Genomic DNA, 13,431 nt, shown 5'->3' with positions numbered 1-13,431 from the left:
TCGGAAGCCGGCGGACAGCCACGTCGACACCGTTGTCCCACCCCCGACATCTATCCGCACCCTCCCCCATCGCGAGAGGCACCGGGGGGAGAACCCCCATCCGAGGACACGATTGCCATGCCTCGTCCGACCGCCGCACAGCTCGCCTACGGTTCCTGCACCGTGATCTTCTCCACCCTCGCCATGCTGCTGCTGTCACAGACGAGTTCGAGTCTGGGGATCGTGCTGATCACCCTCTCGGCGCTCGCGCTCGGACTGCTGGTGGCCATGACGGTCCCGCTGCCGAAGCCCGCGCCGGCCGCAGCCGCGCCCGTCGTCCCCGAGCGAGTGCCGGCGCGGCGCGAGACCGCGTCCGTGTCCGCCCCCGTACCCGCCTCCGTGTCGGCAGCCGCGTCCGCGGCGCCCGAGCCGGTGCGCGAACCCGCGGGGCCCTGAGACCTCCTGCGCACGCCCGCGCGACCCGGTCCCCCCGTGGACCGGCGGAGCGCCGGCATCCCGGCCGCGTACCGCGACGGCGGGCCCGTGAACCCACGGGCCCGCCGTCGCGTCGTGCTCCCCCGCCGCCCGGCCGCCGTCCGCGCCGTTGCGGGGCGGTGTCCGGCCGTCGTGCGCGGCGGTGTCCGGCCGTCGTTGCGCGGCGGTGTCCCGCGCGAGCCGTCAGCCGGTGGCGTCGACCACCACCGTCTTGGCCGCCTTGTCGTGCAGTCCCTGCTTGTAGGGCTTGTCGAAGAAGCTCCAGCCGCCCGCGATCGCCGTCCAGATGCAGGCGCAGCAGAACGCGAACGGGATCCACAGGACCAGGGCGCGGACCAGGGAGGTCTGCACGGACGGGGTCGAGCCGTTGTCCAGGTTGGCGACCCGGTGGTTGAACAGCCGCTTGCCGAGGGTCTGGCCCGTCTTGCTGATCATCACGGTGTCGTAGGCGACGTAGAGCACGGCGGCCACCAGGGACTGCCCGAGCGACTTGCTGTACTCGATCTTGTTCGAGTCCACGTTGTACTCGGTGACCCCGAACGCCCAGGACAGCAGCCAGACCACGATGCCCACCAGGATCATGTCCAGGATCCTGGCCAGCACCCGCTTCCCGCTGTCCGCGAGCGGCGGCATGCCGGCGAGCGGGTCGCCTCCGTACGGGCCGCCACCGCCGTAGGGGTCACCGCCACCCTGGTACGGTCCCCCGCCCTCGCCGTAGGGGCCGCCGGCGAACGGGGGCGGCTCGCTGCCGTAGGGCGGCGTCCGGTCAGCCGGCGGGGGCGGCGGGTCGTAGGGGGAACCGCCGCCGGACGGGGGCGGCGGGTCGTACGGGGAGCCCGCGCCCTCTCCTGGCGGCGGCTGCTTCTTGAACGGGTCGTCGTCCGGTGGCCGGCCGGGGCCCGGGGGCGGCGGTTCGCTGCTCATGGCCCGAGTCGACCGCGAACCCCCCGGCTCCGCATCCGGCGAAGGGCCGTACGGGGGACCGGATTACCGGGCCGGCCCCGCCACGAAGGTGTGGGCCGCCTTGTCGTGCCAGCACTGGCCCCAGGGCTTGTCGAACAGACCCCACAGGACGCCGAGGAAACCGACCACCAGCAGGCACGGCACGGTGAGGACGAGCCAGCGGACCAGGGCCCGCCCGAAGCCCGGCGGTTCATGGCCCTCGATGTCCTGCACCTCGATGCCGCACAGCTTCTTGCCGAGCGTACGGCCCCACTTGGCGGTGGGCAGGACCTCGTAGAGGACGCCGAGGACGAGCAGGATCGCGAGGACGGCGCCGAGGCAGGAGGCGGTCGTGCCGTCCAGGAGCCAGACGGTGACCTTCTCGCCCGAGAGCTTGGCCGCGTCGATCTTCTCGTCGATGTGGTCGGCGGCCCTGATACCCAGCGGCACCGCGGCCGCGGCGGTCACACCGGCGACGACGACGGTGTCCAGCAGCCGGGCGGCCAGCCGTCGGCCGACACCGGAGGGACGGGCCGCCGCCTGGCGGCGCGCGGCGGCCTGGAACACGTCGTCGACCGGCGGCTTCCACGGCGTCACCCGCCCGCCGTCCTCGGCCGGTTCGCCCGCGAGCCGGTGCACCTGCTGCGCCCAGGAGGGCTGGCCGCCGCCGGCCCCGGAGGCCATGGGGGCGGAACCGCCGGGCTGCTGGGGCACGGCGGGGGCGGGCGCGGCCGCCACGGGACCGGGGCCGTCACCGGCGGACGCGGCGGAAGGAGCGGGAGCGGCCGTACCCGTTCCCGGGCCGGTGCCGGCCGGCGCGGGGGATGCGGCGGACGCGGGAGATGCCGGAGATGTGGCGGACGGGCCGGAAGGGGCCGTGCCGGTTCCGAAGCCGCCGCCGGCCGGCGCGGCGGGTGAGCCTGGTGCGGAGGGTGCGGCGGACGGGCCGGGCGCGGGCGTCGGGTGCGCGGCGGACACACCCGGCGCACTCGCCGGGTCTGTGCCCCCGCCGGGCCGCTCCGTACGCGGGGAGGGCGCGCGCAACGCCGTGTCGCCCCCTGGGGGAAGGGGGTCCGGTGCGGCGGGAGTCGCGACGGGACGCCCCGGCCCGGACTGCCCGGCACCCACGGCGGCCCCGGCGCCGGTCCCGGACCCGGAGCCCACGGCGGACCCGAACCCGGAAGCGGAATCAGTCCCGGCTCCGAACCCGGATGCGGACCCGGTCCCGGCGCCGGACCCCGGACCGGCTCCGAACCCGGAAGCGGCCCCCGTCCCTGCGCCGGTCCCGGAAGCGGACCCGGTCCCGGAACCGAACCCGCCGGAAGCGGACCCCGTCCCGGCGCTGCTCCAGGCGTCGGCCGCGCCCGAACTCGCCTCACCCGTACGGCTCGTACCACTGGTGCCGTCCGTACCGCTCGCGCTCCACGCGCCCTCGGGTCCCTCGGACGCGGCCGGTTCCGCGGGGCGGCGGAAGTCCACGGAACCCGCGGACGCCGGGGGCCGCGCGGTGCCGCCGGAGCCGGCCGGCGGGATCGTCGCCGTGCCGTCCGTGCTCGCCGAAGCCCCGTCGGGCGGGCTCGCCGCCTCGGGAGCGGACCCCGCGGACTCCCCCGCACGCGGGTCGGACCTGGGCGAGCCCCAGGACACCCTGCGGTCCTGGTCGCCGCCGAAGCCGGACTGCCGGGAGCGGTCTGCGCCCCAGGAGGCGGCGGGCTCGGGCCGGCTGCCGTGCTGGGACTCGGCGGCGGCGCGGGGCTGCGGGTCCTCGTCGAAGAAGTGCGGCCCCGTCTCCTCCGTGACGGGGACACCCGTCTGCCCCCGGGCGGCCGTGAACTCGGGGGACGACGCCGGAGCGGGCACGTGCGCGGAACGCACCACGGCCGGCGGGGCGAGCGCCTCGCCGGCCGACGGCGCCGGGCGGCTCGTGCCCGGCACCCAGGCGGCGCCGTTCCAGTACCGGACGTATCCAGGGATGGAGGGGTCCGGGTAATACCCCTCGCGGGGCCTGTCGTCACCGGGGGCCGGGGTTGGGGCACTCATGTCCGTCGTCCCGTATCTGCTCGGGGGTCGTGTGGGAGGTCCACATCTACCAGACCGGCGCACGCGTCACGGCCGGTCCCGCGGTACCCACTCCTTCGGGGCATGGTTCCTCCCCGGCCCGCGGCCCGGCGCCCGAGGCTGTACGCGGTGCACCGGAGAGGAGGGCGGGGCGGGCCCGGAAATTTTCCCGAACCCGCGTAATGGCAGCGGCGCGAGGCGCTCTCCACTCGTACGGGCCCACCCGCAGGAGCCCGTACGACGAAAGGGAGCGCTTCGACATGCACACCGTGGTGGAACGCGAGCTTGAGCTTCATCTCGTCCTGTCGCCCGAACACAGCGTCCCGGTGCCGGCGCGGCTGAGCTACCGCGCCGACGACCCGTACGCCGTCCGCATCATCTTCCACGTCGGTTCCGACCATCCCGTCAAGTGGACCTTCGCCCGCGAGCTGCTGGTCGAGGGGGTGTTCCGGCCGTGCGGCCACGGCGACGTACGGGTGTGGCCGACGAAGGTCGGCGGCCGGAGCGTGGTCCTGATGGCGCTGAGCTCACCGGACGGCGACGCGCTGCTGGAGGCGCCCGCCGCGCAGATCACCGCCTGGCTGGAGCGCACCCTCAGGGCGGTCCCGCCGGGCACCGAGACCGGGCGGCTCGGCCTCGACGACGGTCTGGCCGAGCTGCTCGCGCCGTCCCCGCGGCTCTCGCCCTCGCTCGACCAGACGGGAGCCCCCTCCCCCGACGACCTGTGGCTGCGCGACCCGTGGCCCTCCGACGAGTCGGCGGACGGCGAACCGTCCTGACGGGCCGTGGGACGACCGGGCCCCGGCGTCAGAACAGCTTGCCGGGGTTCAGCAGGCCCAGGGGGTCGAACGCCGACTTGACCGCCCGCTGCATCTCCACGCCCACCGGACCGATCTCGCGGGCCAGCCACTCCTTCTTCAGCACGCCCACGCCGTGCTCACCGGTGATCGTGCCGCCGAGCTCCAGGCCGAGGGCCATGATCTCGTCGAAGGACTCGCGGGCGCGCCGGGACTCGTCGGGGTCGGTCGCGTCGAAGCAGACGGTGGGGTGCGTGTTGCCGTCGCCCGCGTGGGCGCACACGCCGATGGTCAGGGCGTACTTCTCGGCGACGCGCTCGATGCCGTCGAGCATGTCCCCGAGCCGGGAGCGCGGCACGCACACGTCGTCGATCATCGTGGTGCCCTTGACCGCTTCGAGCGCGGTGAGCGACAACCGCCGTGCCTGGAGCAGCAGTTCGGACTCGGCGACGTCCTCGGCGGGGACGACCTGGGTGGCGCCGGCGGCCTCGCAGAGGCCACCGACCAGGGCGAGGTCGGCCGCCGGGTCGTGGGTGTCGAAGGCCGCGAGCAGCAGCGCCTCGGTGGTCTCCGGGAGGCCCATGTGCGCGAGGTCGTTGACGGCCTTGACGGTCGTACGGTCCATCAGTTCGAGCAGGGACGGGACGTGGCCGCCCTCCATGATCCGGCAGACGGCGTCGCAGGCGGCCCGCGCCGAGGCGAACTCGGCGGCCAGGACGAGCTGTTGGGGCGGCTTCGGCTTCAGGGCGAGGACGGCCCGTACGACGATGCCGAGCGAGCCCTCGGAGCCCACGAAGAGGCGGGTGAGGTCGTAGCCGGCGACGCCCTTGGCGGTCCTGCGTCCGGTGGACATCAGCCGGCCGTCGGCGAGGACGACGTCCAGGCCGAGGACGTACTCGGCGGTCACGCCGTACTTCACGCAGCACAGGCCGCCGGAGGCCGTGCCGATGTTGCCGCCGATGGTGCACGTCTCCCAGCTGGAGGGGTCCGGCGGGTAGTACAGGCCGTGTTCGCCGACGGCGCGGGAGAGCGTGGCGTTGACGACGCCGGGTTCGACGACGGCGACGCGGTCGACCGGGCTGATCTCCAGGATGCGGTCCATCCTGACCAGCGACAGGACCACGCAGCCGTCGGTGGCGTTGGCCGCTCCGGACAGGCCGGTGCGGGCGCCCTGTGGGACGACGGGGACGCGCAGGGCGGTCGCGACGCGCATGACGTGCTGGACCTGCTCGACGGTGCGCGGCAGGACCACCACGGCGGGTCTTCCCGCCTCGCAGAAGCTCGCCATGTCGTTGGCGTAGGAGGCCGTGACGTCCGGGTCGGTGAGGACGGCCTCGGCCGGCAGGCCGCTCAGCAGACGGTCGAGGAGGCTTCCGGCCGCTGCCGGGTCCTCGTCGTGCGGGGCTTCGATACGGCTCATGATCACAGCGTCGCACCAAGGGCCATCGGTGTGAACCCCATCCGCCCGGGGCTTCGCATGCCCGGATCCGGTCATCGTATTGACGCACAGTGAGCGGCATGGAGATCGAAGAGCGACAGCCGGTGTCCGCCGGGGCGGGGCGCGAGGTGCCCGCCGGTCCGCGGTCCGGGGAACCCGCCGGCGAGCAGTCCCCGGAGCCGTCCGGCCCGCGCCGCTCCCCGTTCGTCCGGCGCCCGCTGATCGCGGCGGCGGCCGGCTGTGCCGTGCTCGGCGGTGTGCTGATGCTGCTGCCCTCCGCGGACCGGGACGGGGCGGCGCGGCCCGCCCCGGGGCCGGTGGCGCGGGCGGTGACCGCGGTGGGGTCGGGGGTGCCGGCGGCGCTGCCGGATCTCGTCGCGCTCGTCCACGACCACGAGGCCCGGGTGCGGGCGCGGCCGCGCGACGACGTGGCGTGGGCGGTGCTCGGGGCCGCGTACACGGAGCAGGCGCGGCGGACGGCGGCCGTGGCGTCCTACCCGAAGGCGGAGAAGGCGCTGCGGACCTCGCTGAGGCTGCGGCCCGGGGACAACACGGCGGCGCTGGAGGGCCTGGCCTCCCTCGCCGGGGCGCGGGGCGACTTCCGGGCCGAGAAGCAGTGGGCCGAGGCCGCGGCGAAGCTGGCGCCGAAGCGGTGGACGGCGTATCCGGCGCTCGTCGACGCGTACGACGGGCTCGGTGACTACAAGGCCGTGGGCAGGACCCTGGACACCCTGCTGGCGCTGCGCACCGGGCCTGCGGCCCAGGCCGTCGCGGCGCGGGTGTACCGGGACCGTGGCCGGCGCGAGGACGCGGCGGCGGCGGTCTCGGACGCGGCGGCGGGCGCGGCCGGCCCGGCCGAACAGGCGGCCTACCTCACGCAGGCGGGGGATCTCGCGTGGGAACGCGGCGACCGCCGGGCGGCCCTCGACCACTACCGGGCCGCGGTGGCCACGGACGCGTACGCGTACGAGGCGCTGGCCGGGCAGGGGCGCGCGCTGGCGGCGCTGGGGCGCACGGCGGAGGCGCTGCGGGCGTATCGGAGGGCGCTCGCCGAACGGCCCGAGCCGCGTTACGCGCTGGAGCTGGGCGAGGTGTACGAGAAGCTCGGGCGCGGTGCGGAGGCGCGTGCGCAGTACGGGCTGCTGCGGGAGCTGGTGCGGCGGGACGGCGCGGCGGGCGTGGACGACCAGCCGGTCCTCGGGCTCTTCGAGGCGGACCACGGCGACCCGCGGGCGGCGGTCCAGGCGCTGCGGGCCGAGTGGCGGCGGCAGCCCGGCCTCGCGGTGGCGGACGCGCTGGGCTGGGCGCTGCACCGGGCCGGGGACGACAAGGAGGCGCTGGAATTCGCGGTGCGGGCCACGGACCAGGAGCACGGGGGCGGGGTGCGCAGTGCGCTGTTCGCGTACCACCGGGGGCGGATCGAGCGTGAGCTGGGACTGTTCGGTCCGGCCCGCCGGCACCTCGCCGAGGCGCTGCGGATCAGCCCGTACTTCTCGCCGCTGCTGGCGCCCGAGGCCCGGGAGTCGCTGACGGCGCTCGGGGATCCGCCGGCCGGCGGTCCGCCGGACGAGTCGGGCGACGCGGAGGGGGCGGGGGATCCGGGCGGAGCGGCCGACACCGCCGGCTCCGACCGCTCCGGCACGTCCGGGGAGTCCCGGACACCCGAGGACGGCCCGGGCGAGGCGACGGGCGCGGCCGGTCCTTCCGCGGGCGCGGCGGGCCCTTCCACGGCGGGGACGACGGGCGCGGCGGGCACGTCCGCCCCCTCCGGCCCCGCGTCCCCGGCCGCCCGGCCGGAGCGCCCCGCACCCCACTGACCCGCTGACCCACTGACCCACGGCACCGACGTGCCCCCGCCGGGCGGCGGCACGGGCGGGTCCCCGCCGAGCGGTCGAGCGGGCAAGCCCAGCCGGACGGCGGAACGCACGAGCCCCGAGTCCCGCCCGGGCGGCCGAACGGGCGGGCCCCGCGGAGCGGCGGAAGCCGGGCGGGCCCCACCGGACGATTGAACCGGCGGGCCGGACGGTTGAACCGGCCCGCCCCGCCGGCGGGAGAACGGCCGAGTCCCGGGGGACGCCGTGGGGGCGTTCACCGGGACTCGGGGGAACCGCTCGGGCCCCGGGCCGGAGCGGAGCGCTCAGGATCCCGGGCCGGGTCGTCGGCTCAGAGGTTGCCGCGCTTGTCCTGCTCGCGCTCGATCGCCTCGAACAGGGCCTTGAAGTTGCCCTTGCCGAAGCCCATCGAGCCGTGGCGCTCGATGATCTCGAAGAAGACGGTCGGACGGTCCTGGACCGGCTTGGTGAAGATCTGGAGCAGATAGCCGTCCTCGTCGCGGTCGGCGAGGATCTTCTGCTCGCGCAGGACGTCCACGGGGACCCGGGTGTCGCCGACCCACTCGCCGAGCGTGTCGTAGTACGAGTCCGGGGTGTCGAGGAACTGGACGCCGGCCGCGCGCATGGTCCGTACGGTCGCGACGATGTCGTTCGTGTTCAGCGCGATGTGCTGGACGCCCGCGCCGCCGTAGAACTCCAGGTACTCGTCGATCTGGGACTTCTTCTTGGCGATGGCGGGCTCGTTGATCGGGAACTTGACCTTGAGCGTGCCGTCGGCGACGACCTTCGACATCAGGGCGCTGTACTCGGTCGCGATGTCGTCGCCCACGAACTCCTTCATGTTCGTGAAGCCCATGACCTCGTTGTAGAAGCCGACCCACTCGTTCATCCGGCCGAGCTCGACGTTGCCGACGCAGTGGTCGATGGCCTGGAAGGTGCGCTGGGCGGGCGGCTCGACGATCGGGGCGGCGGCCACGTACCCGGGCAGGTAGGGGCCGTCGTAGCCGGAGCGCTCGACGAGGGTGTGGCGGGTCTTGCCGTACGTGGCGATGGCCGCGAGGACGACGGTGCCGTTCTCGTCCTTCAGCTCGTACGGCTCGGCGACCGAGGTGGCGCCGTGCTCGATCGCGTAGGCGTACGCGGCACGGGCGTCCGGGACCTCGATGGCGAGGTCGACGACGCCGTCGCCGTGCTCTGCCACGTGCTCGGCCAGGAAGTGGCCCCAGGTGGTGGCGGGCTTGATCACCGAGGTGAACACGAAGCGCGCCGAGCCGTTCTCGAGGACGTACGAGGCCGTCTCGCGGCTGCCGTTCTCCGGTCCGGAGTAGGCGACGAGCCGCATGCCGAAGGCCGTGGAGTAGTAGTGCGCGGCCTGCTTGGCGTTGCCGACGGCGAAGACGACCGCGTCCATTCCCTTGACCGGGAAGGGATCGGCCTGCCGGGCGGTGTCGGGAGTGTGGTGTGTGGTCTGCGTCATGGCCGCAGGCTCCCTCCGTTCCGCAAGGTGCGCAATAGTTCGCCTGTCGGCTGGACAATATGTTCAGCGAGGAGCCTGGACAGCCGGGCTTTCTGTACATGATGACCATCCCGGAGGCCGCCATGGCGATCGATCATCTGGACGGGCGGCTGCTGGTGCTGCTGGCGAAGGAGCCGCGCATCGGGGTCCTGGAGATGTCGCGGCGGCTCGGGGTGGCGCGGGGCACCGTGCAGGCCCGGCTGGACCGGCTTCAGTCGAACGGAGTCATCCGGGGCTTCGGTCCGCAGGTCGACCCGGCCGCGCTCGGCTATCCGGTCACGGCGTTCGCCACGCTCCAGATCCGGCAGGGGCAAGGCGCGGACGTACGCGCCCACTTGACGACCGTGCCCGAGGTGCTGGAGCTGCACACCACGACCGGCAGCGGGGACATGCTGTGCCGGCTGGTGGCCCGCTCGAACGCCGATCTCCAGCGGGTGATCGACCGGGTTGTCGGTTTTGATGGCATCGTCCGGGCCTCCACGGCGATCGTCATGGAGAACGCGGTTCCCCTGCGGATCATCCCGCTCGTGGAACAGGCGGCGACCGAGCGCTGAACCGAAGGAGCGGGGTGATGGCGTGAACTTCTGGCAGTACCTGAGCAGCCGCCACGAGCAGCTGCTCACGGACGCCTACCAACACGCCAGCGCGGTCTTCCAGTGCATGGTGGTGGCGACCTTCATCGGTGTGCTGATCGGCGTGGTCACCTACCGCAGCGACTGGGCGGGCAACCTCGCCACCACCACGACCTCCGCCATCCTGACCATTCCGTCGCTGGCCATGATCGGTCTGCTGATCCCGATCGTGGGCCTGGGCGTCCCGCCGACCGTCATCGCCCTGACGCTGTACGGGCTGCTGCCGATCGTGCGCAACTCGATCGTCGGACTGCGCGGTGTCGATCCCTCGCTGGTCGACGCGGCCCGGGGCATCGGCATGTCACGGGTGGCCCGGCTGATGCGGGTCGAACTGCCGCTGGCCTGGCCTCCGATCCTGACCGGCATCCGGATCGCCACCCAGATGCTGATGGGCATCGCGGCCATCGCGGCCTACGCCTCAGGGCCCGGCCTCGGCAACGAGATCTTCCGCGGCATCAGCTCGCTGGGCAGCAAGAACGCGCTCAACCAGGTGCTCGCGGGCACGGTCGGGATCATCATCCTCGCGCTGCTCTTCGACGCCGCCTACGTCCTGCTCGGCCGGCTGACCATTCCGAGGGGGATCCGTGTCTGAGACGGCGGAGACGTCCGGGGGACCCGTGGGCGCCGAGGGCTCCGGCCGCCCGGCGGGGGCCCCGCAGCCGGCGGGCGGGGGCACCACGTCCACCACCGGCGCCACGATCGAGCTGGAGAACCTCACCAAGCGCTACCCCGGCAGCCGCGACGCGGCCGTCGACAGCGTCAACATGGAGATCAAGGCGGGTGAGCTGGTCGTCTTCGTCGGCCCGTCCGGCTGCGGAAAGTCGACCACCCTGAAGATGATCAACCGGCTGATCGAGCCGAGCGGCGGCCGGATCCGGATCGGCGGCGAGGACGTCACCGACATGGACCCGGTGAAGCTGCGCCGCAAGGTCGGCTACGCCATCCAGTCCTCCGGGCTCTTCCCGCACATGACGGTCGCCCAGAACATCGCGCTGGTCCCGCGGATGACCGGCTGGCCGAAGGCGCGGATCACGGCCCGGGTCGAGGAGATGCTGGACCTGGTCGGGCTCGACCCCACCGAGTTCCGGGGCCGCTACCCGCGCCAGCTCTCCGGCGGCCAGCAGCAGCGCGTCGGCGTGGCGCGGGCGCTGGCCGCGGACCCGCCCGTGCTGCTCATGGACGAGCCGTTCGGCGCGGTGGACCCGATCACCCGCGATCACCTCCAGGACGAGCTGATCCGCCTCCAGTACGAGCTGCACAAGACGATCGTGTTCGTGACGCACGACTTCGACGAGGCCATCAAGCTGGGCGACCGGATCGCGGTGCTGCGCGAGCACTCCCACATCGCGCAGTTCGACACCCCGGAGGCGATCCTCACCAACCCGGCCGACGACTTCGTGTCGGGGTTCGTGGGCGCGGGCGCCGCCCTGAAGCGGCTCAACCTCAGCCGCGTACGGGACGTGGAGATCAGCGGCTGTCCGACGGTGACCGTCGACGATCCGCTCCAGGAGATCTTCGGCAAGCTCCGCTCCAGCGGTACGAACGAGATCCTGCTGCTCGACCGGCGGGGCCGCCCCTACAAGTGGCTGCGGCGCGGCGACCTGATGCGGGCCAAGGGCTCGCTGGCGCGGGCGGGCACGCTGGTGCACGACACCGTGACCCGGGACGCGACCCTGCGCGACGCGCTGGAGGCGGTGCTCACGGACAACTCGGGCCGGGTCCCGGTCACCGGGCGGCGCGGCGAGTACACCGGGGTGGTCGACATGGAGACGCTGATGAACTCCGTCCACGAACTCCTGGAGGCCGACCGCCTTGAGGCCCTGGAGCACCAGCACGAACTGGAGGAGGCGCGCGCCCAGCAGACCCAGTTCGAGCAGGAGGGCGCCGACGGCGGGGAGGCGAAGGCGTGAGCACACCGCCCGCCGACCGGCGTCCCGAGGGCGAGCACGAGGTCAAGGGGGTGGCCTTCCGCGACGACAGCGAGGGGGACGGCACGGGCGAGCGGGAGGCGCCGCCGCCGGCGCCGACGGCCCCGGTGCGGCGGATCGGCTGGAAGAAGCTGACCTTCCTGCCCGCCGTGCTGATCGCCCTGCTGCTGGGCACCTGGATCTGGTTCCAGCAGGCCGACCTCGACGCGATCTCCAAGAACGCCCTGTCCAACGGCCAGGTGTCCAAGGCCCTGTGGCAGCACATCCAGCTGACGGTGATCTCCACGTTCTTCGTGCTGATCATCGCGATCCCGGCGGGGATCCTGCTGACCCGCAAGGCGTTCCGCAAGCTGACCCCGCTCGCGATGACGTTCGCCAACATGGGGCAGGCGACCCCGGCGATCGGTCTGCTGGCGCTGCTCGTGATCTGGCTCGGCACCGGCGAGAAGTCGGCCCTGATCGGCATCACGATCTACGCGATCCTGCCGGTGCTGTCCAACACGATCACGGGTCTGAAGGCCAACGACCCGACGCTGCTGGAGGCGGCGCGCGGTATCGGCATGTCCCCGCTGGGCGTGCTCACCCGGGTCGAACTGCCGCTGGCCGTACCGCTGATCCTCGCGGGTGTCCGTACGGCGCTGGTGCTGAACGTGGGCACCGCGACGCTGGCCACGTTCGGCGGGGGCGGCGGTCTTGGCGTCCTGATCACCACGGGCATCACCACCCAGCGCATGCCGGTCCTGGTCCTCGGCGCGATCCTCACCGTCGCCCTCGCGCTCCTGGTCGACTGGCTGGCCTCGCTGGCCGAACTGCTGCTGCGGCCGCGCGGTCTGGAGGTGGGGACATGAGACGGGTGCGTGGTCCCGCGGCGCTGGCCGCCGTCCTCGTCCTGGCGTCCGCGTGCGGGCTGACCAGCGGCTCCCCCATGACCGACAACGTCAAGCCGGGGACCATCGGACAGGGCGAGCCGCTCAAGGGCGCCGACCTCACGGTGGCGTCGAAGGAGTTCACCGAACAGCTGATCCTCGGCGCGATCATGGGCATCGCGTTCCAGGCGGCGGGCGCGAAGGTGATCGACCGCACCGGCATCCAGGGGTCGATCGGCGCGCGCGAGGCCATCAAGAACGGTGACGCGGACGCCATGTACGAGTACACGGGCACCGCGTGGATCACGTATCTCGGCAACAGCGAGCCGATCCCGGACCCGCAGAAGCAGTGGCAGGCCGTGCACGACGCCGACCCGAAGAACGGGGTCACCTGGCTGCCGCCGTCCGCCCTGAACAACACCTACGCGCTCGCCATGAACCAGGCCAACTTCAAGAAGTACGGCACGACCACGCTGTCCGGCGTGGCCGCGCTGTCGAAGTCGGACCCGAGCGCGGTGACCCTGTGCGTGGAGAGCGAGTTCGCGAACCGGGCCGACGGGCTGCCGGGCATGGAGAAGGCGTACGGGATGCACATCCCCGCGAAGAACATCACGCAGATGGACACCGGGATCATCTACACCCAGGTGGCGAAGGGGAGTTGTACGTACGGGGAGGTGTTCACCACCGACGGGCGCATCAAGTCGATGAACCTGGTGGTGATGAAGGACGACAAGAAGTTCTTCCCCAACTACAACGCGGCTCCGGTCATCAACACCAAGGCCCTGAAGAAGTATCCGCAGATCGCCGAGGTCATCGAACCGGTGACGAAGAAGCTGAACAACACGGTGGCGCAGGACCTCAACGCGAAGGTCGACGTGCAGGGCCAGGACCCGCACGAGGTGGCGCTGGACTGGATGACGTCGGAGGGGTTCGTGAAGCAGGACTGAC

Annotated in this window: 13 protein-coding genes and 1 pseudogene; 9 read left to right on the top strand and 5 right to left on the bottom strand. The window is 73.2% G+C overall.

The genetic code is table 11. The features are described 5' to 3' along the window. The first annotated feature begins 117 nt into the window (after window positions 1-117). Window positions 118-435, top strand: a complete 318-nt coding sequence (locus tag ACFWI4_RS09660; protein WP_387192938.1) for a hypothetical protein — start codon at window positions 118-120, stop codon at window positions 433-435. Window positions 436-657: 222 nt separating this feature from the next. Here ACFWI4_RS09660 and ACFWI4_RS09655 read toward each other — a convergent pair whose 3' ends face one another. After that, window positions 658-1,398, bottom strand: coding sequence for an RDD family protein (locus ACFWI4_RS09655; RefSeq protein WP_387192936.1), 741 nt, complete (start codon window positions 1,396-1,398; stop codon window positions 658-660). A 63-nt stretch (window positions 1,399-1,461) separates the two neighbouring features. Next, window positions 1,462-2,154: an RDD family protein gene (locus ACFWI4_RS09650; protein ID WP_387193148.1), complete on the bottom strand. Its 693-nt coding sequence runs from the start codon at window positions 2,152-2,154 to the stop codon at window positions 1,462-1,464. A gap of 661 nt (window positions 2,155-2,815) precedes the next feature. Here ACFWI4_RS09650 and ACFWI4_RS09645 point away from each other — a divergent pair. Beyond that, window positions 2,816-3,406: a hypothetical protein gene (locus tag ACFWI4_RS09645; protein WP_387193174.1), complete on the top strand. Its 591-nt coding sequence runs from the start codon at window positions 2,816-2,818 to the stop codon at window positions 3,404-3,406. Here the strand turns inward: ACFWI4_RS09645 and ACFWI4_RS09640 are convergent. Continuing rightward, a pseudogene (locus ACFWI4_RS09640) lies at window positions 3,361-3,456 on the bottom strand (DUF2510 domain-containing protein); the annotation flags it as partial. The gene ACFWI4_RS09645 and the pseudogene ACFWI4_RS09640 overlap by 46 nt on opposite strands. Window positions 3,457-3,734: 278 nt before the next feature. On the opposite strand from ACFWI4_RS09640, the gene ACFWI4_RS09635 reads away from it, so the two are divergent. Then, window positions 3,735-4,253, top strand: a complete 519-nt coding sequence (locus tag ACFWI4_RS09635) for an SsgA family sporulation/cell division regulator (RefSeq protein WP_385405189.1) — start codon at window positions 3,735-3,737, stop codon at window positions 4,251-4,253. 28 nt (window positions 4,254-4,281) lie between these two features. Here the strand turns inward: ACFWI4_RS09635 and ACFWI4_RS09630 are convergent, their stop codons facing one another. After that, on the bottom strand, window positions 4,282-5,697 hold the full coding sequence (locus tag ACFWI4_RS09630; RefSeq protein ID WP_387192932.1) for an FAD-binding oxidoreductase: 1,416 nt from the start codon (window positions 5,695-5,697) through the stop codon (window positions 4,282-4,284). Window positions 5,698-5,789: 92 nt separating this feature from the next. On the opposite strand from ACFWI4_RS09630, the gene ACFWI4_RS09625 reads away from it, so the two are divergent. Next, window positions 5,790-7,526 carry a tetratricopeptide repeat protein gene (locus ACFWI4_RS09625; protein ID WP_387192929.1) on the top strand — a complete coding sequence of 579 codons (1,737 nt, stop codon included), beginning with the start codon at window positions 5,790-5,792 and terminating at the stop codon, window positions 7,524-7,526. Window positions 7,527-7,872: 346 nt separating this feature from the next. On the opposite strand, the gene hppD is transcribed toward ACFWI4_RS09625, so the two are convergent. Beyond that, a complete protein-coding gene (hppD, locus tag ACFWI4_RS09620; RefSeq protein ID WP_387192926.1) occupies window positions 7,873-9,018 on the bottom strand; it encodes a 4-hydroxyphenylpyruvate dioxygenase in 1,146 nt (381 codons plus the stop codon). A 122-nt stretch (window positions 9,019-9,140) separates the two neighbouring features. Here hppD and ACFWI4_RS09615 point away from each other — a divergent pair, with 122 nt between their 5' ends. The 5 genes from ACFWI4_RS09615 (at window position 9,141) to ACFWI4_RS09595 (ending at window position 13,430) form a co-directional block, all read left to right on the top strand. Beyond that, window positions 9,141-9,611 carry an Lrp/AsnC family transcriptional regulator gene (locus ACFWI4_RS09615; protein ID WP_385405180.1) on the top strand — a complete coding sequence of 157 codons (471 nt, stop codon included), beginning with the start codon at window positions 9,141-9,143 and terminating at the stop codon, window positions 9,609-9,611. 22 nt (window positions 9,612-9,633) lie between these two features. After that, window positions 9,634-10,281: an ABC transporter permease gene (locus ACFWI4_RS09610; protein WP_387192924.1), complete on the top strand. Its 648-nt coding sequence runs from the start codon at window positions 9,634-9,636 to the stop codon at window positions 10,279-10,281. A 106-nt stretch (window positions 10,282-10,387) separates the two neighbouring features. After that, the gene (locus ACFWI4_RS09605) at window positions 10,388-11,599 is read left to right on the top strand and encodes a betaine/proline/choline family ABC transporter ATP-binding protein (RefSeq protein WP_387193145.1); all 1,212 of its coding nucleotides are present in this window, start codon (window positions 10,388-10,390) and stop codon (window positions 11,597-11,599) included. Next, window positions 11,596-12,465: an ABC transporter permease gene (locus tag ACFWI4_RS09600; protein ID WP_387192921.1), complete on the top strand. Its 870-nt coding sequence runs from the start codon at window positions 11,596-11,598 to the stop codon at window positions 12,463-12,465. Before ACFWI4_RS09605 ends, ACFWI4_RS09600 begins: the two co-directional genes overlap by 4 nt. After that, entirely contained in the window at window positions 12,462-13,430 is a 969-nt protein-coding gene (locus ACFWI4_RS09595; protein WP_387192918.1) for a glycine betaine ABC transporter substrate-binding protein, read from the top strand. Before ACFWI4_RS09600 ends, ACFWI4_RS09595 begins: the two co-directional genes overlap by 4 nt. Window position 13,431: the final 1 nt, after the last annotated feature.

Origin of the sequence: Streptomyces sp. NPDC127038 (assembly GCF_042725875.1) — a bacterium.
Classification (GTDB): Bacteria; Actinomycetota; Actinomycetes; order Streptomycetales; family Streptomycetaceae; genus Streptomyces.
This window is presented reverse-complemented; position numbering and strand designations above follow the sequence as displayed.

Bases quoted from the DNA above. Each gene is read 5' to 3' on its own strand.
- ACFWI4_RS09660 (WP_387192938.1), top strand. From the start codon at position 118: ATGCCTCGTCCGACCGCCGCACAGCTCGCCTACGGTTCCTGCACCGTG.
- ACFWI4_RS09655 (WP_387192936.1), bottom strand. From the start codon at position 1,398: ATGAGCAGCGAACCGCCGCCCCCGGGCCCCGGCCGGCCACCGGACGAC.
- ACFWI4_RS09635 (WP_385405189.1), top strand. From the start codon at position 3,735: ATGCACACCGTGGTGGAACGCGAGCTTGAGCTTCATCTCGTCCTGTCG.
- ACFWI4_RS09625 (WP_387192929.1), top strand. From the start codon at position 5,790: ATGGAGATCGAAGAGCGACAGCCGGTGTCCGCCGGGGCGGGGCGCGAG.
- hppD (WP_387192926.1), bottom strand. From the start codon at position 9,018: ATGACGCAGACCACACACCACACTCCCGACACCGCCCGGCAGGCCGAT.
- ACFWI4_RS09615 (WP_385405180.1), top strand. From the start codon at position 9,141: ATGGCGATCGATCATCTGGACGGGCGGCTGCTGGTGCTGCTGGCGAAG.
- ACFWI4_RS09595 (WP_387192918.1), top strand. From the start codon at position 12,462: ATGAGACGGGTGCGTGGTCCCGCGGCGCTGGCCGCCGTCCTCGTCCTG.